Origin of the sequence: Bdellovibrio sp. HCB-162 (assembly GCF_047344985.1) — a bacterium.
In the GTDB taxonomy this organism is placed as follows: Bacteria; Bdellovibrionota; Bdellovibrionia; order Bdellovibrionales; family Bdellovibrionaceae; genus Bdellovibrio.
Genome location: NZ_CP178861.1, coordinates 2087911 through 2108145, shown reverse-complemented (window position 1 = coordinate 2108145; position 20235 = coordinate 2087911). Strand labels below are relative to the sequence as shown.

The following is a 20235-nucleotide window of genomic DNA, read 5'->3' as shown; positions in this document are numbered from 1 at the left end:
AATAAGCAATTAATAAGATAGGAGAAAAATATGTCAGATCAAGGAATGAAGTTAGAATTAGGTCTAACAGGGGTTCGATGGGATGATTTTGAGATGGGTGGCGGTATTGATGCTATTACTGGAGAGAAAGTAGGAAACGCGCTTGAAACGGAGTTCGTTGGCTCTTCATCCGTAGCACTTAGTCCTGCGGTGTATGATTACATTGAAACAAAATCCCAACTTGATCAGATGTTGGATATTTCCTTAAAGGGCGAATATAACATCGCATCGTTTTCGGCAAGTGCAGAGGTAGAATACCTAAGCGAGATCAAGATCTCAAAAGAGACTTTGAATATTGTTGCCCGTGTTGAGTATCAATCAAGTGAATATGACCGATTGCCCGCGAGTAAGAGGATTAAGCAAGAAGCGCTTGATTATTATTCCAAAGACCCTGCTGGTTTCCGAGAAGTCTATGGGGACTACTTCGTCAATGGCCAAAAAACCGGCGCGCGGTTTTTTGCAGTTTATCGCTGTGAAACCAATGACAGCTCGAAGATGGATTCTTTTAAAGCCTCCCTTAAAGCTTCAAAGATGGACCTTTTCTCAGTAGAGGGGAGAGCTTCCTTTGAAAAAAAACGCAGCGATCATAGTATCACTATCAATGTGAGAACGTATATGGAGGGAGTGTTGGATAAGAATGTTGATGATCCGGAGCCAGATCGCTCCGACATTGATGCTTGCTTCAAGTGGTTCCAACGAAATCACGTGGGAATCCCTCAGCTCGCTGAGCTTAAGCACTATAGAACGCTGGTGCCTACTATGAGCAACAGAGTGAACATGACGGCGGATGACGTTCACGATTTAAAAAAGTTTTATAGAAGCTACTGGGACATGACTTGGCAATACAATAATCTGACAACGTCTTGTCATGATGCTTATCAAGCGCGATATAAGGCTTTGACGAATAAAATTACGGATTTCAAAACGGATCTTGTTGAAAACAAAGAGCGTCGCAAATCTCTTCAGGTTGAAATTGATGCTCTGGTGAAAGACTTCGCTGACCCAGAAAATCAAAAACGAAACTTCGTGGATTCTTTATTTATGGCGGCAACAAAGGAACCGAAAATTTCCGTTCAGAATGTCGCTAAAGACGATGGTTTAACAACGTGGACATACGGAAATAAGGCGTCTCCGAACGACAGCTTGTTTAAAGTAATGAGCAGCGAAATCAATATGCCTGTTTATCAGAATCAATTCGGCATAAGAAATACAACAATTGTTGGTTGGGAAGTGACCGCTGACCGAGCTCGAGGGTATTGGACCAAAGGCGTCGATAAAATTATCGGTACTAATTTAGGCATCGTGAATATTGAAGGTGGAATGATCATGCCCATGCCTATCGGTACTCAAAAATGGCGCATTAAGTTCTATTATGTGAATAATTCTGAGCTTGTGTTCTAGTTTTAATAGTGGCTCCTATTCTCTATTAATGGATAGGAGCTAGCTTTCAGACGAAGACTAGCCAAACCGTCGTTCTGTGCATATTTCGCCAAACTAATTTTGAATTCAAAGTACGATTTCTATAAAAAATAAGTCGACAAACTGCTGCCAACATAAAATTATTTATAGAAGGGTTTTTCCTTGGAAGGCTGAGATTATGAGAAGCCGTGAAATAGCATTAAAAATTATTTTAATTGTTTTGTTTGTTGGGGTTCTGCTTAACGCAGTCATCAAAGGAAAGCTCCCTTTTGCTGAATTCGCCGTGATCTTAGTAATGGTTCTGTTCATAATTGGAGTTTTTATATTCGTAGCGAAACTCCAAAAAAACATGTTAGTGCCAAACTCACACGGTGAGATCTTTAAAACATCAATTAAGGTGTCTGGAGACGTTGAATCTATATTGCAGTCTTGGCTTGTGAAAAGTGGATATGAAAAAGTAGCCGAGAATATCAACGGTGAAAGAATTTTTCGAAGGAAAAAGTATCCAGTTTATCCAGTTTTTGTGTCAGTAAGTATTGAAGGTGAAACAATGCATGTGGGCGGTTGGGTTCAAACTGGGACTGCTTCAATACCTCTGGATGGAAATTTTCATTGGATAGGTTCAGTGCGTATTGGGAATAAGGATATTAAAAGTCTCTTGGCGAGTGTGTATTAAAATAGGTTGATGAAAAACGGCTATCTGCTTTGTTGTCGGGACTCCTTCTTCATTGCGACGTACTGACTCGTACGCCTCATTTCGAAAGAGCCCCTCCGCCGCGCATCTGTCCGCTTTTGATCAATCTTGAGTACATGAAACAGGCCTTCTCGTGAAAATTGTCTGAGGCGATGCTTCGCCTAGCCCGTTTTTCTTATGCTGAAGGCATATCGTCGACTATTATGGCATCTGAATTGGATCTGATCAGTTACTTAATGGACTATGGTTGGCTTACCACTTGCTTAGTACAATTGACGTGCCAGCGATTTAATAACCATCGAATCCTTAAATATTGGAAACAAATAATATCGCTCTTTAACCGTTGTCCGCTTTGCCCGTATCCTAAGTATGTAACAGAAAAAATATAATAGGAGAAAGAATGGATCCGATCTTACGCAAAGAAGTCGACCGATTGTTGGAAATGGCTCGTAAACAGAAACCTGAGGGTGGCGTTTTTTATACTAAATGTCCTGAAGAATATGCAACGGATGTCGTCGCGCATATTAACAATTCGGGTATCGCCACTGCAGTGTATGAAGAGAAGAAAAACTATTTTGGAAAACTACTGAAAGTAAAAATTTTTGAGAGTAACTTCAATCTAGAGATATCATTTGATGGCGAAACATTTATAAAGATTTAGAATTCACCTTTTTATCTTATATCGAATGAAATCCTTTTTAGTAAAGATTAAGGGAATCGTTAGGTACTGTCCACTTAGATCGCCGTAAATTCCAGAAGGCGGAGCGGGAAGGAATGTTTCATTCATTTGGCGCTGTAAGGTGTAAATTTCCGAATCATTCACTCTTAAGTCAATTTTTGAGTATGTTACTGTTAATGGCACTTTTGATAAAGCTTGCCATCTAAGCAACGGGACTCTGATTTCATATTTTTGTAATTCCAAGGTTTCTGACTTTTTTGCTGCAAATATATCGGCATCACTTCTCAAGCTAAGAGTTGCATAGAAGAATAAATTCCCAGGCGCACCCTCGAATAGGTTAAACATTTGGCTAGGATAAAAATACAATGGACGCCATCGAGGCTTCGGATTGGGATACGCAATAAGGAGAACCGTGTCCTGAATTGGCTGTATTATTGCATTCGGAGCGTAAGGCGACGTTTCTGGTGTCCAGTTGCCTTTAATGGTTACATAAATTTCGGCTGAAAAAGCTTTTATTCTATTTTTTTCTTCCGTCAGTTCTGATTGTATTTTTAAACTTCTTACTTCTTGTGTGAGAAGTTTTTTCTCTTGTATTAGAACTTTGTTTTCAAGTTGCAAAATCGTTTTTGCGGATTCGTTAGCCTTTAATTCAGCTTCTGCTGTCTCTTTGTACGATAAAAAAGTCGAAAAACCTGTTCCAATAACAAGCAAAAATGCTATCGTTTTCGCGACCCTACTCCAAAAAGTATGCGTATCAAAGAATGTATCTAGAATCCAATATGCCAAGGAAACGATAAAAACTACTACCCCGAATGATATCGTTGTCATTATGGCTTGCCTGACTCTCTTGGAATATACTTTGACATCTTTAATGTAAGCTTGATCCCATTACTAGGAGTAAATGAAATTGGCTCCTCTGGTAGTGGATAGACAACAGCATCAGACTCAAAATGTGGTCCATGCATAGCATTTTTTCCCTCTTGGTTTTCTACGATGCTAACATTAGGCGCATCTGGATCTTCTTCTGATCTTTTATCTACGGCGATGAATGGAGAAGAAAAATGCATCGCAATTTCATCATTTTTTGTTAAGTCAGCTGCGGCATTGTTCCAGCGTTTCATAGCCCCATCCAAGGTTTCGAATTTCATTAAGTGTCTCGAAACCAAATCATGAACTGTGAAAACTGAGTCAGAGTATACATGTTTACAAAAAACTTTAATTTCGGAAGAAGGATCGGCGACAACGTGCATTGCCTCCGGTGTTGTAATGATACCTTTATCGGTCAAAAGATGACCTAAAAATGCGCCACCAACTCCCGCTGCAGAATTGTTCGTAGAAATTTTTAGCCAATTTGAAATGTTCGTAGCAACTAAAAAGGGAAAAATCTTTTGTGCCGATGAGTCTTGGTAATAAAATTGAGTAACTGATGCAAGGCCCGATTTATTTATATTATCGAGGTATGCCTTTCCTGAACCGAATATATCTCCCCATTCTTCGCCCTTAACGACTAATTTCTCCCCATGGTTTAGAAAGCATTCGCCTTTGTCATTACGTGAAGCTTCTAACAAGAAGAAACATCTGCCCTCAGATACTTCAGTGGCAATAATATACTGAGCAAAGCCAGGATTGCCGACTTTTCCACTCATATCGACTAATGCAAAATGAAAATCGTGATGAATGTTTGGAAGAGAAATTGGATCAAATAACCGTTTTTCGACTCTAACTATTAACTCAATGGCAAAGTCGGAGTTGTCAGTCGTAATTGCACAAATAGTTTTGTCGCCAAAAGCACCAATTTTGCAGGCTCCTTCGTCAAAGTATAGCACTCCGTCCTTTGTGGAAATTGGTTGAAATGCTTCTCCTTGAGTTGTTCTTCCTGCTATTGGGCCAACAGGTGCCTTCCTAGTGACCATCGTGTCTGCCCAAATTCCGATTTCTCCCGTTTTGAATGCAAGTACGACTACTGTCGACATTTTTATCTACCTACAATCCGTTTGTTTTTTGATTTAGGTGAGCAGTCTTCGGATTTCCAATTCGAAATTGGCACGATGGGGTAGGAGGAGAAAGATTCCTTTGCCATCTGTGGGAAGACTTTTTGTCTTAGGTCTTTGAGATTCACTTCGCGTTTTGCCATGACGTCTTCGGAGTCTTCTTGAGTGTAAATGAAAGCTAGCATTTTCTTTGGGGGCGTTTCATCTAAAACGATTTTGAAAAATTCCTGAGGAACGGGAAGACCACTCTTTAATGTCGGCAGGCCCGCTTTTAATACTGGCCCAGTGATCACCTTGATCTTCTTTTCGCCACAGGCCCATAGACGGACTTGGTCCTCTAGGAAGCGCCATGCTTGTTGATTTAAAAGAGGCTTTTGTGGAACCATGTTTGACATTAAGAATGTTGCGCGATTTGCCTCTGGTTCAAACGTGAAGTCCGCTGAATTTGCCAAATGCCCTTTATCGTATCCAGAGTTCGCGTACTCTGTGACTCTGACGACACTTGGCTCACCTTTAAGGAGAGGGTCTTGTCTGAAAGAATCTTTTCTCGTGCCTGGACGAGATTTCCTAATTTGTTCTGCAGTTAGATCGTAGACGACATAACGAGCAAGTCTGTACTTCGTGTCGTACATAACGACAAAGTATTTATGGTCTAAGATTTTAAGCGTATTAGCTGGAAGAGCTTCTGCTTGAATGCCTTGGGCATCTTGTAATGCAAGATCCGGAGCTGCTTGCTTTGTTTGGCAGGAGATCAGCGTCGACAGGAGGATTGTTAGTATTATGTATTTCATGTTGTCTCCGTGATTAGCCGATGAAATGTGGCGATCTCCTTTGTTGTTGGAAGCTTGGCTGTCCTCGACGTACTGATTTGTACGCCTCCGGAAACCAAGCTTCCTCCGCCTTGGATCTCACCGCATTTGATCGACTGATTTATGCGAGGTCAATTTGTGGTGTCGGTTCAAACTTTGCGATCGGCACTACAGAAACTGAATTAAATTCCGGTTCAAGTTCATTCCAGAGATCAATCGGCATGTAACGGTAACCAGAAACACCTTCTACAAAAATTCTCGCTGCTCTGCTTTTTTCAGTAGTGTTAAGTAAGCCAGGTTTCAAAAAGACGAAATTTCTTTTTGGATAAAATTGGTTCGCTACGGCTGCAATTTGTAGATTTCCACTATTAATAAGAATCGACGACGATTCTTTTAGGGCACCCTCTACTAGTTTGGGCATAGGATTATACCCAATTGGAGAAGATACCAGAATAGGTACCGCAAAGGTTTTTCCGTTCTTAGTTACTTTCATTTCTACGGAGCCTCCGGTGTGGATGTCCCCGGAGAGAATCGTAAATTGGACACCATTCAATGCTTGCTCAGAGATCGCGTCCAGTAGTTCCGTAAAGAATGGCAGGGAGGGTGGAGAGGTTAGAGCGTCTTCAAGGTCGTCCTTTAAGCCTGCGACGTAGTCAGCCCCTTCCTTTATTTTCGGACTGATACCCTTTAAGAAATTTTCAACATCCTTGCTTTCGAAAATCATCGACATCAGGAGAAGCAATGATTCAATTTCACGGGAATTCCTTAGAGGGACTACTGGTAGAAGTAGCATGATGTTTTTGTGTTTTAGACTGCGGATTGCTTTTAAAACTTCATTCTTATGGTCATCTTCCATGAGTAAAGATTTGCGTGAATTCTTCTCAGTGCGCATATCTAAAGCCACAAGAGCTGAATCTCCTAAGTCTAGGCTGAATGAGTAAGCACTTTTCGTTTTTTTGATTAAAGGTTCTGGATTTCTTGACGCTTGGAATGCTTCAAAGACCTCAACAAGAATATCGCGGTAAATAAGCCAAGCTGGCTCGAAGTTACCATGTATATCGCAGAATCTGCCTCCTGCGCCATCTGTGAAGTCGTGATCGTCACACATAGCAATAGAGGGGATTTGCGCCATTAGACGGCGGTAGCTTGGGTCAGAGGTCTGTTCCCATGCTCGACGAATAGCTGCCATTTTAACTTCATTTCTAAGTTCAGGAGTCACATCGCCCTTGAGTTTTTCATAAAACTCTTTCTCGGTGTCATCTTGATAATATTGATCTCCACCAAGGATCAAAAGCTTTGGTGGATTTTTAGAATTTGCGACAGTCGTTTCAAGGCGACGCCACATGTCCCACTTTTTATTTTGATCTTTGAAGATGTATACGCCGTTACAGCTCATGAGAACCGTTTCAGCACCTGCATCTAAAGTGCTCCAGTAGGTGAAGCGAAGGTCCGACTCCACAAGGCCTGCTCCCAAATTTAGTGTTTCGCCTTTTTTGGTGAAGCGATAGGTATACTTTCCACCGGGAATTAATCCATGAAATTCAAAAACGAAGTTTCTGACTTGTGGATCTTGTACCTTAGCTTTCATTGGTGGAAGTGCGACTCCGCTTAAGCTCAGTATGCATTCCACCTCGTCGAAGTCTGTTTGAAAAGGCGCACAAAGAACAATCTTTTGAGCCCCATTGTGTCCACGTCCTAAGAAAACGTGGATAAAATTATGACTACCAGAACGTACCGATTCCATTTTTCCCCCTCGAAAAAATGTTTGCAATGAGAGGGATTTCACGTCAGGCTTGTTACACAACAGAAAAAGCAACTTTGAGAAACACCATCTCGGTTATTTTTATCGCTTCTGTGTCTGCTCGAACGGACACAGAAGCATCTTTTTTGTATCTTACCAAGTGATTGCGTACTTCAAAATACAATTGTTAAGGTTATTTCAGAATATTTATGACAATGAACAATGATGCTGTGCTTATATTAAAGCTATTTGTGACGTAATGACTGTATTGCCTTGATTTTTCAGGGCATTGAATTGCTCGACGAGCTTTTGATTTTGTCATTGGAATATTGCTTATTTGTGTGTCACTAAATTTCAGTGTGTATATGACGTGGGACAACAACTTATGTGTCTTTGCCGAAGAACTTCTCAAAGAACCAACTAAGAATTTTGTGTAAAGTTCCTCGATAATATGTCTCTTCGTAGGTGTAAGAAGCCCCTTTTTTACCGATCCAATAATCAAGATTTTTTACGTCTAACTCAGAGAGTTTCCAGGAGCCTTTTACCTCAAAATCCTTGTTTCGTTTTTCACAATGAAGAGTCGAATTAACTGAGATGCGATTTTGTTCAACGGTGAGAGTCCCAAGCTTCAATTCTCCAGCACACATTTTGTCTGGCCATGCAGATCCGCCGCGAGTGAAGAAGACAATAATGTCATTTTGTTTCGTAAGGTCGTAGACACCCTCTTTGTAAGAGGGCATCCAAATTGTAAGCTTCCAGAAAACTTCGTCGTCAAAACCGATCGAGGGATCGTGAAAGGATCTGACGGCTAAGACAGTTCCTTTTCCAGCTTTGATTGCATGGTAGGTCACCGGGAATTGTGGGCGTGTCGCTTCTCCGTCTGAAACCTGTTGGCGTGTTGCAAGTTCGTTGAATGTTGTTTCCTCGAACTCTGCATTATTAATTCTATAAGCATCTACTGTCGGACCAAAATCAATGAATCCAATCATAAAAGGCAGAAATACCACAACCAAAACGATTGCAAACAAGACAGCTAGGATTTTGAAGAAAAGTTTGACTGTTTTCATTTCCTAAGCAGCGAACCTTTGAATTGCTGCTCTAATGATTTCCTCAACAATCTCCACATCAGATAGATTTTTGAAACGGGCAGCATACGGTTTTTCTCGATTAGCTGTTGTGAAAAGAATTCCGTCATCTGTGTAATTGATATTGAGTATTTTTTCAATTTTAACGTCAAAGGACTTGGCGTCGCCAGAGAAGACCAAACGTTTGTTCGTCACGATAAGTTGTCCTTGAGCGACGGCAAGGAGAGCTTTATCCGTAACCATTCTGCCGCGATGATTTCCTACTCTGTAGGAGACGCCTTTCATGATGCGAATGCTTACCCCAGAAGATCCACCTTCGTATCGTCTACCAATGACTCTTACTTCCATCAGTTCCGCCGGTTCCGACCAATATGCGATTTCATTTTTTTGAAGGATGATAGGGCAGCGATGTAGTATTGGTAAGTTTCCATAGCGAACTTCAGTAATTAAACGAAGACGATCAAGTTTTGTTTTTTCTTTTTCGATTTCTTCGAATGGAATTTGGAGAAATCCTTGGATTGCATCCATGTTCAATTCCATTTCTTTTGTGATTTCTGATTGACGTTGGAGATTGGACAAAGCTGCACGATAAGCTTTTTTCTTTGTGGACCCGAAGTCGTTAAATGTTAACAACAGTTGTTTTGCTCTATCCTCGATTTGCGCGCGTTCTTCTGACGTCAGAAATCCTTTTGAGGAAGAGTCAATAATGAAGGCATAAAAACTCCTTCGAGCTAGCCAGAGTTGAATTGCTGCTTTGAGGGAATCGTACATCTTTGAAAAGAAATTTATTATTTTAACTTTCAATTCCATTCTATCTTCATCGGAAAAAACCAACAAAAGTTTATGTATTGATGTGATACATACTCAATTTTAGAGGGGGGAGAAGGCGGTTAAAATAATTTGATAAAACTTTAAGTTATTTAGTATCTGCAGTATTAGCCGATATGTGGCTCCAGGAGATCAAAAATGCAACGGACATTCTATTACTATCAGTTTATTAACACTATGACTGATGCACCATTAAGTGAAGCTGAGCTACGAAATCTATTAGGGCAGTTGGCAGTAGTTTCTAGAAATAATGCGACGGCTTATTTGGATGTGGGGAACAATGAAGTGTGCCGAGTGTGGGTCGATCAAGCTATGGATCGCTACCCCAATGAAATCGGTCGTCTAAAATGGGGAAAGACTCGAAAGAGCGGATTACCACAAATTGAAGGTGAGGGGGTATTTCGCCCTATTGATATTAATGTAGAGCGCGGCGAAGGGGTTAATGATCTTTCTCATGTAATGTTTTTATCTCGGGGAGTTGTTGGGTTCGAATTTAATTTTTATGGTCCTAGAATTAATAAATTAGCGGATTATATAAACAGAAAACTTCATTTAAATATTGAGGCAATTCCAATTGCTCATCCAGGGGTTCAAGAAAAGTTAGAAAATATTCAAATGATTACGAAGTTTGAATTAAAAGTCAGATCGGCGGATCTTGCCTTATTAGATGTTGGAAACAGAAGATTTAGAGATGCCGTAAATGGGTTAAGTGAGTTTTCTGGTTGTACTGATATTAACTTTACTTTGAGCATTGACCCACGTACTCGAGTAGGGATGTTGGAGAGGCTGAGGGATTTCGCACGGCGAGTTGCAAACAGAGCAGACGATGACAGCTCTGAGATAAAAACTGTAAAACTATCTGGACGTGCAGATCCTGGAGATCCAGCTCTTACCCAGGTAGACCTTCTTCAGGAATTTATTTTGTCCCGGAGAGAAGTGATTTTAGAAGACGAGACATTGCGAATTGTACAGTCCGACAGTGCTTATCGTGCCATTGAAGTGGGCTATAGAGAGAATTTAAATTACATCCAACAGACACTCAGGAGAGTAGGATGATAAATAGCTCGTCGGAACGATTTAAGTGGGAGATTATCGCATATATTATTTTAATACTTGTCTGTGTCTTTGTTGTCAGTTTTTACAAAGATAGACTCAAGCCAATATTTTCGGTCGATGAAATGAAGAATTTCAGCTCGGCGCTAACATCTTTGTATAGCGCCTTTTTAGGATTCATTGTCTCAACAATTGCCATAATGGCCACAGTGTTAGAATTTAGAAGATTTCAAATTTTGAATGAGTCAGGTCATTCCTTTAAACTTCTTTCAAGCTTCATTTCATTGTCCTGGATCACCTTGATGTCGTTATTGGTAAGTATTCTAGGAAGTTTAAAAATCGAAACAGTGGAAAAAGAGCTATTCGCTGCAAATATTCTGTCTTTCATGTTTTGGATGGTTCTCTTTGTGATATCGATGGACAAATTTCAGCATCTGCTGAAGGCGAGATATGGAAAAATTAAAAATAACTCTGTAGAGAAAACGAAGACATAACTTATGCATTGACAGACCTGACTGAGAAAAACCTGATTTTTTCTCAGTCTTATGGTGTCTGTATTGGAGGAGAGAATATGGCTAGATTCTTGGTTCGTGTAGAACTACATGATGCAGATGAAGGAGAAAATACATACGAACATTTGCATGATGAAATGGAAAATGTGGGTTTTTTGAAAACTATTTTCGTCGATGATGAAGAGAAAAAGCTTCCACCAGCTGAGTATATTTTTAAAGGGGAAGGATCTACTAGTAAAGAGGCAGTTTATAAATTAGCGAAGGATGCCGCAGGCAAGGCATTGAAGAAGGCAGGGGTCGATACATTACCTGGTATTGTAGTAGCTGAAATCGTCGGCTCGTTATATGTTGGTGGACTTGAGGATGCCTAATAAAAAGTGGCTAAAATGAATAGAGTTGACTCTGAAGCTAGAATGAATTGGCGGATTTTTATTGCTGATTTTCTTATTGATACAGCTGATCTAGAGCGAACAAAGCTTGAATGGAGCGGCCAGGTTTTCGGTGTCATAAGGTTTTACTCTGAAGATGTTGAGATGTTTCTAGGCGATTGTCTTTCGAATAAAGATCTACATCATGCAGTTGCTATAGGCCTATTGGATCAATCGGAAGCTGACTTATTGCAACCATTCTATTTAGCTTTCGCTGCTTTTGCTGACGTCGCCTTTGAAGCTAAACTTAAAGACGAAGACATCGTGGTTGATCCGCGATGGATTGAGATTTCTCGATTAGCTGGGGAAGCATCGAGGTTGCTTGATGTTTCGCTGAGATCTTAAGGGTAACCCAACTCCTGGTATGACGGCTTACAATCTGTAAGTCGTGATTTACACAAAATTTACATATTTCTTGACATGGCTATTTTTAGCCCGTAATCATGTAAAAGTACGGTCAAAGACGCGGTTTTCCCCTGGGAGCGACCGCGCTTCCTTGACATGGAAGAGGTCACCCGTGGCTTTGCCTAGGTTTGTCTTGGTGAATGCGTTGTCTCCTCAAATGGGGTTCAGGCAAGGCGTGATTGAGGCGAGCAAGGAAGGCGTACGGGTAGGTACGTCGCATTAGTAAGCCGACCAAGCAACAACGGATCAAACCGTTGAAGGAGTTCAGCGTGGGTGCATTTAAAGAGATTTACACCGAAACTTATGGCGAAGCCTATTTCAATGAGCTTGATGTTGACCTTGAAGTCCTGGATGTCGAGCTGGGCTATGTTGATGAGCAACTTGAGTTGATCGATTTTGAATGTGCGAAAACTGAAAGCGAAGTGAATCCGCTGCTGCAGAATTTTGATCTTAAATAACAATTAGAAAATTTAATCCCAACCGGTATTTTCTTGTAAGGGTTCTATGTCTCCGAAGGAATGCTTTGTCATTTTACGAGAGCATATTGAGAAGCTTGAGCTGCCAGCAGCTTTTAAGCGCGATGTGCTTTCGACTCTTGTCTATTTCGAAGTTCAATCTGAGCTTTCGCTTGAAGAGCGCGATCATCCCAAAGAACTTCGAAAAGTCTGGCTTGAACTCTCGCAAAGAACTCAAGGTCTGAATCTTTTTAAAAAATTACAAGATGATGATCTCTTATGGCGCACAGTAAAATGTTTTGTCCATGCCGAAGAGCCCGCAAGTCTCCTAATTCCTAAAGTTGAAAAACCTGTTGAGGTGAGTCCTTACGCTAAGTGGAATGAAGTTGATTTCTTTAATCACTTATCAAAAGAGGTCAATGCTCGTACGCATCTTACGCCTTTTGAAAACTTATCTTTGAATATCGGACTCTGGTTTTTAGAGTCAGAAGCCTCTAAAGCTCGTGGCAACCGAAAGCCTGAGAGAATCAAAGCGACTTGGAAAAGTATCCAGCCGCTTTTAGAGAGGTTGGGGATGTTGAGGGAGTTTCAGAAGGAAGAGAGACTGAAAACCCAAATCAACTTTTTCATCAACGACAAGATGAGTTGATGAAAACAGGCCATCTGCTTTGTTGTCCGAGCTTCTCCTTCATTGCGACGTACTGACTCGTACGCCTCATTTCAGAGAAGCTCCTCCGTCGCGCATATGACCAGTTTTGATCAACTCATAACTTCAATCTATAGCAAACTAATCTGTCTGAGGCGGTGATTCGCCGAACCCGCTCTACATGTCGGAGGCATCGCCAACAATTATTCCTGAGAAAGTTTGAAAACAAAAACTGATTTGTAGTTTTTGTGGTTTGATAATATCATTTTCTTGAAGTGGAGTCATAATGGATAGACGTGAAGAAATATTGGCGGAAATAAAACGACAAATTGAAGTTGGTGGAAATGTAGATATTTCTAATTTGATTCGTGAATACTGTGAAATTCCGGTAGTAAAAGCGCTAGGTAAAATATCGATCACCGGATTAAATATTGCACGTAATTGTATTGTTAAGCTTGGCGACGTCGATTTAATCTTGCTTTTGGGTATTGATTCCGGACAAGGAAAGCTATCAATCTGTGATTCAAAGTTCAAAAAACAAATTTTATTGTTTTGTAAGCAATCCTTCCAAGGAAAAAGAATTTTGTTTCGCATGTGTACATTTGAAGAAAGTGTACGTTTGGAAAGCATTCAGGTCAGAAATCTCAGCATTTTTTTTATTGGTGACGAGAACAAGATTAACCTTTTAGCGTCAAACTGTCAGATTCGCAATATTATAATCAGTCATCTAAATATTAGCTCTCTGCAAATTTCTTCAGGTGCATTGGAAGCGCATTTTTTTGGAATTCGACATTCAACAATTACATGCAATTTGATAGGAGAGCTACAGGGCAACTCCCAGTTAAGTGCTCTGTATATTAAAAATTCTTCTTATAAAGAAAGCTTTCTCGTTAGCAATAGCCAATCCGTTGTACCTTTCGGCTTCATTTTCTTTGGAGTAAATTTTAAAGATTTTAGAATTGACCATAATTCAGTATCAATTTTAGGTAAAACTCTAATTAGAGTATTGAAAATTGAATCAAATGAGCTGCATATCGCTGGAGTAGCTTTTCAGAAAAATGTCGAGATAAATGCGGGTGAATTGAATAGAGTCTATATTAAGGGTTGTAATTTTTCTTTTGATTTTGGCTTGATGTGCAATATTTCAATGAGAGGCGACTTCGACACTTTGAAATTTAAGCGTGATGCTAGATTTTTATTTGAAAAAGCCAAGATGGTCAAAATATCTGACACTAATTTTGAAAGTGATTTTTACTTTGAAAACTCCGTGATTTCAGATTTCGAAATAATGAAATGCGAATTCTATAGATATGCTTCATTTAAGTTTAGCGAATTTTATTTGGCACCTAATTTTTCGAACGTCGGTTTTACTCATTCGACTACATTTCATGGAGCAAAATTTTTAGACACTAAGTCAAAGGAATCAGAAGGCAGATATAGAAACCTAAAAGAGATGATGTCCAAAATTTCAAATGATTCTGATGAGGTCCTATTTTCGAGTTATGAAATTGAAAGTCGTAGAAAGGATCTCTGGAAAGCCGATAAATTCGAATGGTTTTTCTCTCTTCTTTATAGCGGAGCAAATTCATATGGCAGGTCAGTTTCAAAGCCCTTTTTTTGGATGTTTGTTGTTTGGCTATTTTTTGTGGTGGTGTTCTTTTTCACAGATGCAGTTTTCGTGGACACCAAAAAATCTGACAATGTTGCCATTACTCAGCTTGACAAAGATATAATAGAGTCTGGCGTTGCTCAAAGAATAGAGCCTGAAATAAGTTGGACCATCCGAGCCGCAACAGAAACTAAGTGCTATAAGGCTGCAGTATTCTCTGGGATTAACATGTTAGGTCCACTTCGTTTGGTTAGTTTCTTTGAGGGGTTTAAGGTCACGGCTTTTAGATATGTTTTAGTAACATGGTTTCAGTCAATTCTAGCGACGATTCTTTGGTATCTTTTTATTGTGGGAATAAAACGAAGATTTAGAACGGGTTAAGATATTCATTCTGATACAGGGCTTTTGGCTAAACTTTAATGAATTTATTCCGATAAGAATGGGCGTTAACAGAAGGAGGTCACATGAAATTCAAAGTAAGTGATCTCTCGGTAGCTGAGCTAAGAAAAATGGCGCTTCTGGAGTTTTTAAGGGCCATTGGATTTCAGGTCCTTATTGTATTTCCAATTATTTTTATCCTTGAATACATTAATCTCGACAAAATGAAAATCGAGAATTTACCTATTCTATTTTCCTATTTTTCCGAATTTTTTGGATGGACTCTTTTGGCGTTAATGATTGGCATTGGCGTTGCCGTTTATAAAATGTTTAAGCAGCTTGCATATACAGCGGTTGACATATCCGGCGGGGAACTCTTTTTATCAAGAAGTAAAACTTCCAAGAAGTATTTGGGCAAATCATTTAGGAAAATCGTCGTCGTTAGTCCGCCATGGTTTATGCGTTTTTACTTTGATGGCGCGCTTTACAAACACATCATCCTTCTTCGGAAAGGGCTTCATTTTTTTTCTCTACCTATTATCGTGCGACTTGAAAAAGATGATTTAGCGCAAGACTTCGCGAAAGAGGTTGGTGAAAGTTTGGGGGTTGCTGTTTATTTGCAATGCTGGCATGGGATCGATAAGAAAATAAGTTAAAAAATTTCTAAAATAAAATGAAAACAGTTAAAGGTGTATCTCACTTCGGAAAAAATGTCTGAGGCGGTGATTCGCCGAACCCGTTCTACATGCCGAAGGCATCGCCAACATTTCGCTCTAGCTTGTTCACGTTCTATCAATTTTTGATTAAATCAATAGTTCGTTGACGTTAACGGCAGAAGAAAGAGCCGCCAAGTGACGTGCAATTTCGTTATTTCGATTTTTTAAAGTATCATTGTTTGCCACTTTGACAAAAAACTCAGACCTATATCTCGAGTGAGACTCGATGAGATACCTTACCAAAAATTCTGATTTAATGAATAATTCCTGATTCGAGTATTGTCGCTTGATAATGTCCATAAAGAAGGGGTTTAAATCTACAAGGTCGTGGAATGCATAGCTAAACCAATCAATTTGAATTGCATCGTTTTTGAAGTCCGACTGTCTCCAGAGCGGTTGAACATTTGTCCCGATAAGCCAACTACGGTAAACGCTGCTACGCATTTCTTCGACGAATTTATCAGAGGTCATGGAGAACTCTTTAATGACTCTTGGGTCAATGATAACCCTAGGGTAATTTGCGAGACGTTCTAATTCGTAAGCTTGCACAAACGCTGGACCGACAAGAACATTCTTTTGTGAATCAATACAAAGATCACCAATTGACAAAGCTCCTCGTGTCCAAACGGATGCATGAGTGGCTAACCTATATTGGAGTTCTGAAATTGTGCTGATCAGTCGACCAGCTTTAAGAAAATCATTCGTCGCATTTCCTGAAAGGACTACCGATAAAATAATTGAATCACTTACGAAAATGTTCGTAAATTTGTCATCTTCAGCGTTTTTTAAGTATAGACTTTCTTTTTCCTCAAGGTACTTGAAGGCTGTATTATAATATCTTGACAACTGATTTTGATTGAATGGTTCTGGCTTCAATAATTCTTTGAAGCCCATAACATCAATGAATGCGACCAATCTTTTTTCGTATTTTACCTCAAACTGTTCCATCTATCCTTCCGATCTTCGGCCAGACACTGTTGTGCCTTTTGGGAGTACTTATTCGGAATATACACAGAATAATTTACTAGCGATTTTAATTTCATTCTGATACAGGGCTTTGGGCTAAACTATGTCATATTTATTCCGATAAGAAAGCATTACTTATCGGATGGCATGATGAAAGAATCTTTTAAGAAAACTTTAGTGTTTGGTTCTAGTCTTGTTGCAACTGTATTTGGAGTCGCTTTGGCTCAGTATGTATGGACACCTCCAAAGGCGGACCTTTCTACGGTGGCGGCGGAACTAAAAAAGCAGTTACCGATGATGGTTGATCAGTACACCATGCTGATAAATGCTGAGTTTAAGAGTGGTGTCTTTACTTATGTGTATTCTACATCAATCGAGAAAGATATTTTCACTGCAAGGCGGGTCAATCTAAAAGACCATCTTCTTAAAGGTGCCTGCCAGGACAAATTTGCAACATCCCTCATGAATGATTACAAAGTCCCAGTTGAGTATCGATATTTAGATTCAAAGAAAGAAATAGTGGGAAGCTTCCAGGTTCGAAAGAGTGATTGCAAACCACTTTGGGAGGAGCAATGGAAAGAGAAGCAAAACTAAATGCATGGATTATGATTGGGCTTCCGGCGTTGGCATCATTGACGGCCTTAACAATGCCGCTGTTCGGTGGACCTGAAAAGTTTTTGATTTCGATTATGCTCTTTGTTGGTGGCTATCTTGTTCTTCACTCTAAACTGAAACTTAAAATGCGCACGCGAAAATTAGTTGAGTGGGGTAGTGGTGGAATGACGAGAAAAGAGAAAGTCCGTTATTTCATTGGTTACCTTTTCCTTATTCTCGCAGTTGGTTTTATAGCCTCGATATATTTTAGGGCGTACTGGAGATAGTGAAACATGGCAAAGACTCTATCTGCATTATTTGCGTTATTTCTTTCCTTTTCGTGTAGCGATGCTTTTGCATGTTCGCTCGGCTATGATAGTCCTCCAAAATGGCCGTTATGGAAGGTGGCGCAAAAGAGTGAATGGATTGTTGAGGGAAAAGTCTTTGAAGAAGTAATACAAGATCTTGAAGTTCAATACATTATTCTTCCGGAAACGGTTTTTAAAGGCAAAAGAGAGCTAAGCTATCGCACTGGCTTTTTTATGTACGCTTCATACCAAGATGAAATCCTACCTTTTATGGATACTGCGTGCCGCATGAATGTAAATTTAAAAACTGGAAAGTCTTATATCTTCTTTTCCTTCCCGGGAAATATTCTTTCCGTGATGGAAGCTGACCAGGAACACCGTGATCTTGTGAAAAAGGCCTTGTCTCAAGTGCCGAAATAAATAGTAGTGCCTCTACTTCATTTTATGTTGGCCTAGCCTTTGTTTTGCCCAAGATTCGCTTTTCTCATGGAGTACCGATGCTACTCTAATGTCATATTTTTTAAATGTAGCGTAATTATGAAATGCGGTGGTGAAAAGTGACATAGAAATTTGTAGGCAGCGAAGCGCCTCGATATTCAATGACTTATGGGGAATCAAAACATATGCATTTTCGATCTTGTCTACATGCTCATCCAGACTATACGGGTCTGTGTGAGTATAGCTTGATAAATAACTATAGTACTGATGATACATTGGTGCCATGTTAAAACGTCGGAAATTTTCCTCAGCATTTCTTAAAGAAGACGTGTCCGGAAACATCGTTTTTTCGATATCAGATTTTATTTCTTCAATTTGTTCGTTCGTAAACGGAAATCCAAGCTCTGTCTGCTTATCTTTAAATTTATCTATCTGCTTCTTTTTTTGCTTCCAGTAAGTATTCATTATTTGGTCTGCAAAGGAGCGGTCTGTAATGCAGCCATAGAGCGATACGTATGTTTCAGTAAGAGTACGCAGTAAAACCTTTGAGGCAGCCGTGTTTTTAAAATTAATGAGTTCTATAGAACCCGAATAAAGATCTTTTGTACGTAGGAAAAGTGCGCCAACATAAGTCACATAAAGGTTGTCAGGATTCGGTTTGTTATCGAGTTCCTTTTCCACTTCAAGAAGGATTCCTCTTGCGAGTTGCAAACCATCTAAAATCAATGACTCTGTTGACATAAATACCTTTCAAGTTGTGCCCACGACTTGAAAGGTATTATCCTTGCAAAACAGCGTGGGTTTCAAGAAAACTCGCTGCTTCTTCTTTTGTAACTTTACCTTGAGCTACCTTCATAACGAACTCATAGGCTTTGTCTTCATCGACTTCTAAATCAATTCCATGCCAATCTAAAAACACGAGAGCGGCGACGTACGCGGTTCTTTTATTTCCATCAACGAACGGGTGGTTTTGGCAAATCGAGAGCAGGTAGCTCGCAGCCATTTCAAAAGGGAAGGTGTTTAGATATGCTTTGTTAAAGGTCGCTTCAGCTGATTTAACTGCGGACTCAAGCAAACCTTGATCGCGAATACCAAAATCTCCGCCGTAGAGGGTAATTTGATTTTCATTGATCTCAATAACTTCTTCTACGGTCAAAAATTGATAGGACATCTACCTTAAGCGCTTAAGCACTTTCCCATGTTTTTTATTAACTTTATCCAAAGAAGCCTTAAGAGACTTTCTTGGAGTTTTTACTTCTTCTTCAGCCGGATAAATAACAAGACCTTTGCCGTCGTCCGTAATTTTAAGTTCGACCTCGTTTTGAAGCTTCAGTAGCTCAATAATTGGTTTATCAATAACAATCCCCATAGAACTTCCCATAACCGCAAGCTTTTTTCTCATAAACACCTCACAAGACCATTATATCACTATAAGCATAATGTTAGTATAATATTATGATATTGTAAGTATCTATAATTAGGACGTTTTTGCCTGCGGGCGCGTTCCGAGGCGATAGAGTATCAAGTCTCGGACCCCGTTTTAATTGTTTCAATTTTGAGATCAGATCCGGTTTCGGACGTCCGTCCGAATAAGAGTTCCACTAAGTCGACCCTTAGAACGGTGGCAACCCTGAACAGTCTCTCATCAGCTAAAGGCCTTTGGCCGGATCTCCAGTGATAGAGAGTCTTTAGGGAAACACCGGATTCCCGGCTCAGTTCTCGATAGCTCATTTCATTATGAGCGAGAAGACGGTCTAGTTGCTTAGAAAGAATAAGAGGCCGTGCCGAACTCCTTGGTTCGCTTGGTGCTTGATCTAGGAGATCGGCTTTTTCAAACATCTTTGTCATAGCTATACCTCAAGATAGCTATATTACGTGATAGCTATTATGTGCAATAGTTATCTTGTTTAATGGATGCATGGCAAAAGTTCGCTTGGCACAAGTTTTAAAGCAGAAGAAAGTTACAAAGTACGCATTCGCAAAGATGATTGGTGCTGAGACTTCAAACGTCGCTAAATATTTTAAGCCTGATTACGATCCAAAGCTTTCCACTGTCGCGAAATGGGCAAAAGCCCTTAACGTAAGCGTCAAAGACCTAATTGAAGACTAAAGTAGTTTTCGCCAGCTCTCAGGGATTTCTGGTAGCAGCAATTGCTCGAATCGTGCTTCGCTTCTTACTCTATTTTCAAAACCATAATCGCAAGGGCAATAACAAGTTGATGACCCCTCTCTGGCAAGGACAGCGATAGCTCTTCCCATGGAGCCTGCCTTTCTATACCAGTCACAAGTTGCAACGAATTCTCTTCCGTGGTCACGAAATCGACAAGTTTGAATCGAACATTGATTATCCTCGCTAGTTCTCGATTATCAAAGTATCCACCTTGCAAAGCGAAACTTTGTGAAGATAGAAACAGGAAAGCGGTAAATAATAACGATTTCATA

26 protein-coding genes are annotated in these 20235 nt (G+C 39.9%); 14 read left to right on the top strand and 12 right to left on the bottom strand.

All coding sequences use genetic code 11. From position 1 onward, the window contains the following. Positions 1-30 precede the first annotated feature (30 nt). The 3 genes from ACLSSO_RS10345 to ACLSSO_RS10335 all read left to right on the top strand — a co-directional run bounded on the left by ACLSSO_RS10345 (position 31) and on the right by ACLSSO_RS10335 (position 2813). Entirely contained in the window at positions 31-1440 is a 1410-nt protein-coding gene (locus ACLSSO_RS10345; RefSeq protein ID WP_413942726.1) for a hypothetical protein, read from the top strand. A gap of 196 nt (positions 1441-1636) precedes the next feature. Beyond that, positions 1637-2134: a hypothetical protein gene (locus ACLSSO_RS10340; RefSeq protein ID WP_413942725.1), complete on the top strand. Its 498-nt coding sequence runs from the start codon at positions 1637-1639 to the stop codon at positions 2132-2134. Positions 2135-2552: 418 nt separating this feature from the next. Next, positions 2553-2813: a hypothetical protein gene (locus ACLSSO_RS10335; protein WP_413942724.1), complete on the top strand. Its 261-nt coding sequence runs from the start codon at positions 2553-2555 to the stop codon at positions 2811-2813. 3 nt (positions 2814-2816) lie between these two features. On the opposite strand, the gene ACLSSO_RS10330 is transcribed toward ACLSSO_RS10335, so the two are convergent. The 6 genes from ACLSSO_RS10330 to ACLSSO_RS10305 all read right to left on the bottom strand — a co-directional run bounded on the left by ACLSSO_RS10330 (position 2817) and on the right by ACLSSO_RS10305 (position 9267). Next, entirely contained in the window at positions 2817-3659 is an 843-nt protein-coding gene (locus ACLSSO_RS10330) for a hypothetical protein (RefSeq protein WP_413942723.1), read from the bottom strand. Continuing rightward, positions 3659-4804, bottom strand: a complete 1146-nt coding sequence (locus tag ACLSSO_RS10325; protein ID WP_413942722.1) for a hypothetical protein — start codon at positions 4802-4804, stop codon at positions 3659-3661. Before ACLSSO_RS10325 ends, ACLSSO_RS10330 begins: the two co-directional genes overlap by 1 nt. 2 nt (positions 4805-4806) lie before the next feature. After that, complete coding sequence (locus ACLSSO_RS10320; protein ID WP_413942721.1) at positions 4807-5613, bottom strand: DNA/RNA non-specific endonuclease; 807 nt, start codon at positions 5611-5613, stop codon at positions 4807-4809. Between the two features lie 139 nt (positions 5614-5752). Continuing rightward, complete coding sequence (locus ACLSSO_RS10315; RefSeq protein WP_413942720.1) at positions 5753-7375, bottom strand: hypothetical protein; 1623 nt, start codon at positions 7373-7375, stop codon at positions 5753-5755. Positions 7376-7755: 380 nt separating this feature from the next. Beyond that, positions 7756-8439, bottom strand: a complete 684-nt coding sequence (locus tag ACLSSO_RS10310; protein ID WP_413942719.1) for a hypothetical protein — start codon at positions 8437-8439, stop codon at positions 7756-7758. Positions 8440-8442: 3 nt separating this feature from the next. Next, positions 8443-9267 (bottom strand): hypothetical protein, encoded by an 825-nt coding sequence (locus ACLSSO_RS10305; protein WP_413942718.1) that lies wholly within the window; start codon positions 9265-9267, stop codon positions 8443-8445. 156 nt (positions 9268-9423) lie between these two features. On the opposite strand from ACLSSO_RS10305, the gene ACLSSO_RS10300 reads away from it, so the two are divergent. The 7 genes from ACLSSO_RS10300 to ACLSSO_RS10270 all read left to right on the top strand — a co-directional run bounded on the left by ACLSSO_RS10300 (position 9424) and on the right by ACLSSO_RS10270 (position 15427). After that, positions 9424-10341 (top strand): hypothetical protein, encoded by a 918-nt coding sequence (locus tag ACLSSO_RS10300; RefSeq protein WP_413942717.1) that lies wholly within the window; start codon positions 9424-9426, stop codon positions 10339-10341. 568 nt (positions 10342-10909) lie between these two features. Then, positions 10910-11221, top strand: coding sequence for a hypothetical protein (locus tag ACLSSO_RS10295; protein WP_413942716.1), 312 nt, complete (start codon positions 10910-10912; stop codon positions 11219-11221). A gap of 6 nt (positions 11222-11227) precedes the next feature. Beyond that, positions 11228-11623: a hypothetical protein gene (locus tag ACLSSO_RS10290; RefSeq protein ID WP_413942715.1), complete on the top strand. Its 396-nt coding sequence runs from the start codon at positions 11228-11230 to the stop codon at positions 11621-11623. Between the two features lie 329 nt (positions 11624-11952). After that, positions 11953-12141: a hypothetical protein gene (locus ACLSSO_RS10285; RefSeq protein ID WP_413942714.1), complete on the top strand. Its 189-nt coding sequence runs from the start codon at positions 11953-11955 to the stop codon at positions 12139-12141. A 46-nt stretch (positions 12142-12187) separates the two neighbouring features. Next, positions 12188-12787, top strand: coding sequence for a hypothetical protein (locus ACLSSO_RS10280; protein ID WP_413942713.1), 600 nt, complete (start codon positions 12188-12190; stop codon positions 12785-12787). Positions 12788-13070: 283 nt separating this feature from the next. Then, a complete protein-coding gene (locus ACLSSO_RS10275) occupies positions 13071-14774 on the top strand; it encodes a hypothetical protein (RefSeq protein WP_413942712.1) in 1704 nt (567 codons plus the stop codon). A gap of 83 nt (positions 14775-14857) precedes the next feature. Then, on the top strand, positions 14858-15427 hold the full coding sequence (locus ACLSSO_RS10270) for a hypothetical protein (protein ID WP_413942711.1): 570 nt from the start codon (positions 14858-14860) through the stop codon (positions 15425-15427). A gap of 147 nt (positions 15428-15574) precedes the next feature. Here ACLSSO_RS10270 and ACLSSO_RS10265 read toward each other — a convergent pair whose 3' ends face one another. Next, a complete protein-coding gene (locus ACLSSO_RS10265) occupies positions 15575-16435 on the bottom strand; it encodes a hypothetical protein (protein WP_413942710.1) in 861 nt (286 codons plus the stop codon). Between the two features lie 165 nt (positions 16436-16600). Here ACLSSO_RS10265 and ACLSSO_RS10260 point away from each other — a divergent pair, with 165 nt between their 5' ends. The 3 genes from ACLSSO_RS10260 to ACLSSO_RS10250 are packed head-to-tail and all read left to right on the top strand — an operon-like array spanning position 16601 to position 17775. After that, the gene (locus ACLSSO_RS10260) at positions 16601-17047 is read left to right on the top strand and encodes a hypothetical protein (RefSeq protein ID WP_413942709.1); all 447 of its coding nucleotides are present in this window, start codon (positions 16601-16603) and stop codon (positions 17045-17047) included. Then, on the top strand, positions 17026-17334 hold the full coding sequence (locus ACLSSO_RS10255; protein WP_413942708.1) for a hypothetical protein: 309 nt from the start codon (positions 17026-17028) through the stop codon (positions 17332-17334). The genes ACLSSO_RS10260 and ACLSSO_RS10255 overlap by 22 nt, the downstream gene beginning before the upstream one ends. A 6-nt stretch (positions 17335-17340) precedes the next feature. Next, a complete protein-coding gene (locus tag ACLSSO_RS10250; RefSeq protein WP_413942707.1) occupies positions 17341-17775 on the top strand; it encodes a hypothetical protein in 435 nt (144 codons plus the stop codon). 12 nt (positions 17776-17787) lie between these two features. Here the strand turns inward: ACLSSO_RS10250 and ACLSSO_RS10245 are convergent, their stop codons facing one another. The 4 genes from ACLSSO_RS10245 to ACLSSO_RS10230 form a co-directional block, all read right to left on the bottom strand. Beyond that, on the bottom strand, positions 17788-18534 hold the full coding sequence (locus tag ACLSSO_RS10245; RefSeq protein ID WP_413942706.1) for a DUF5677 domain-containing protein: 747 nt from the start codon (positions 18532-18534) through the stop codon (positions 17788-17790). Between the two features lie 37 nt (positions 18535-18571). Beyond that, entirely contained in the window at positions 18572-18964 is a 393-nt protein-coding gene (locus ACLSSO_RS10240) for a type II toxin-antitoxin system death-on-curing family toxin (protein ID WP_413942705.1), read from the bottom strand. After that, positions 18965-19195, bottom strand: coding sequence for an AbrB/MazE/SpoVT family DNA-binding domain-containing protein (locus ACLSSO_RS10235; RefSeq protein ID WP_413942704.1), 231 nt, complete (start codon positions 19193-19195; stop codon positions 18965-18967). A 119-nt stretch (positions 19196-19314) separates the two neighbouring features. Continuing rightward, entirely contained in the window at positions 19315-19632 is a 318-nt protein-coding gene (locus tag ACLSSO_RS10230; RefSeq protein ID WP_413944820.1) for a helix-turn-helix domain-containing protein, read from the bottom strand. 79 nt (positions 19633-19711) lie between these two features. Here ACLSSO_RS10230 and ACLSSO_RS10225 point away from each other — a divergent pair, with 79 nt between their 5' ends. Further along, on the top strand, positions 19712-19903 hold the full coding sequence (locus ACLSSO_RS10225) for a helix-turn-helix domain-containing protein (RefSeq protein WP_413942703.1): 192 nt from the start codon (positions 19712-19714) through the stop codon (positions 19901-19903). Positions 19904-19967: 64 nt separating this feature from the next. On the opposite strand, the gene ACLSSO_RS10220 is transcribed toward ACLSSO_RS10225, so the two are convergent. Continuing rightward, a complete protein-coding gene (locus ACLSSO_RS10220; protein ID WP_413942702.1) occupies positions 19968-20234 on the bottom strand; it encodes a hypothetical protein in 267 nt (88 codons plus the stop codon). Position 20235 lies beyond the last annotated feature (1 nt).

Bases quoted from the DNA above. Each gene is read 5' to 3' on its own strand.
- ACLSSO_RS10255 (WP_413942708.1), top strand. From the start codon at position 17,026: ATGGAAAGAGAAGCAAAACTAAATGCATGGATTATGATTGGGCTTCCG.
- ACLSSO_RS10260 (WP_413942709.1), top strand. From the start codon at position 16,601: ATGATGAAAGAATCTTTTAAGAAAACTTTAGTGTTTGGTTCTAGTCTT.
- ACLSSO_RS10310 (WP_413942719.1), bottom strand. From the start codon at position 8,439: ATGAAAACAGTCAAACTTTTCTTCAAAATCCTAGCTGTCTTGTTTGCA.
- ACLSSO_RS10245 (WP_413942706.1), bottom strand. From the start codon at position 18,534: ATGTCAACAGAGTCATTGATTTTAGATGGTTTGCAACTCGCAAGAGGA.
- ACLSSO_RS10275 (WP_413942712.1), top strand. From the start codon at position 13,071: ATGGATAGACGTGAAGAAATATTGGCGGAAATAAAACGACAAATTGAA.
- ACLSSO_RS10300 (WP_413942717.1), top strand. From the start codon at position 9,424: ATGCAACGGACATTCTATTACTATCAGTTTATTAACACTATGACTGAT.
- ACLSSO_RS10305 (WP_413942718.1), bottom strand. From the start codon at position 9,267: ATGGAATTGAAAGTTAAAATAATAAATTTCTTTTCAAAGATGTACGAT.
- ACLSSO_RS10265 (WP_413942710.1), bottom strand. From the start codon at position 16,435: ATGGAACAGTTTGAGGTAAAATACGAAAAAAGATTGGTCGCATTCATT.
- ACLSSO_RS10220 (WP_413942702.1), bottom strand. From the start codon at position 20,234: ATGAAATCGTTATTATTTACCGCTTTCCTGTTTCTATCTTCACAAAGT.
- ACLSSO_RS10345 (WP_413942726.1), top strand. From the start codon at position 31: ATGTCAGATCAAGGAATGAAGTTAGAATTAGGTCTAACAGGGGTTCGA.
- ACLSSO_RS10325 (WP_413942722.1), bottom strand. From the start codon at position 4,804: ATGTCGACAGTAGTCGTACTTGCATTCAAAACGGGAGAAATCGGAATT.
- ACLSSO_RS10230 (WP_413944820.1), bottom strand. From the start codon at position 19,632: ATGTTTGAAAAAGCCGATCTCCTAGATCAAGCACCAAGCGAACCAAGG.
- ACLSSO_RS10340 (WP_413942725.1), top strand. From the start codon at position 1,637: ATGAGAAGCCGTGAAATAGCATTAAAAATTATTTTAATTGTTTTGTTT.
- ACLSSO_RS10240 (WP_413942705.1), bottom strand. From the start codon at position 18,964: ATGTCCTATCAATTTTTGACCGTAGAAGAAGTTATTGAGATCAATGAA.
- ACLSSO_RS10235 (WP_413942704.1), bottom strand. From the start codon at position 19,195: ATGAGAAAAAAGCTTGCGGTTATGGGAAGTTCTATGGGGATTGTTATT.
- ACLSSO_RS10225 (WP_413942703.1), top strand. From the start codon at position 19,712: ATGGCAAAAGTTCGCTTGGCACAAGTTTTAAAGCAGAAGAAAGTTACA.
- ACLSSO_RS10330 (WP_413942723.1), bottom strand. From the start codon at position 3,659: ATGACAACGATATCATTCGGGGTAGTAGTTTTTATCGTTTCCTTGGCA.
- ACLSSO_RS10250 (WP_413942707.1), top strand. From the start codon at position 17,341: ATGGCAAAGACTCTATCTGCATTATTTGCGTTATTTCTTTCCTTTTCG.
- ACLSSO_RS10320 (WP_413942721.1), bottom strand. From the start codon at position 5,613: ATGAAATACATAATACTAACAATCCTCCTGTCGACGCTGATCTCCTGC.
- ACLSSO_RS10295 (WP_413942716.1), top strand. From the start codon at position 10,910: ATGGCTAGATTCTTGGTTCGTGTAGAACTACATGATGCAGATGAAGGA.
- ACLSSO_RS10315 (WP_413942720.1), bottom strand. From the start codon at position 7,375: ATGGAATCGGTACGTTCTGGTAGTCATAATTTTATCCACGTTTTCTTA.
- ACLSSO_RS10270 (WP_413942711.1), top strand. From the start codon at position 14,858: ATGAAATTCAAAGTAAGTGATCTCTCGGTAGCTGAGCTAAGAAAAATG.
- ACLSSO_RS10280 (WP_413942713.1), top strand. From the start codon at position 12,188: ATGTCTCCGAAGGAATGCTTTGTCATTTTACGAGAGCATATTGAGAAG.
- ACLSSO_RS10335 (WP_413942724.1), top strand. From the start codon at position 2,553: ATGGATCCGATCTTACGCAAAGAAGTCGACCGATTGTTGGAAATGGCT.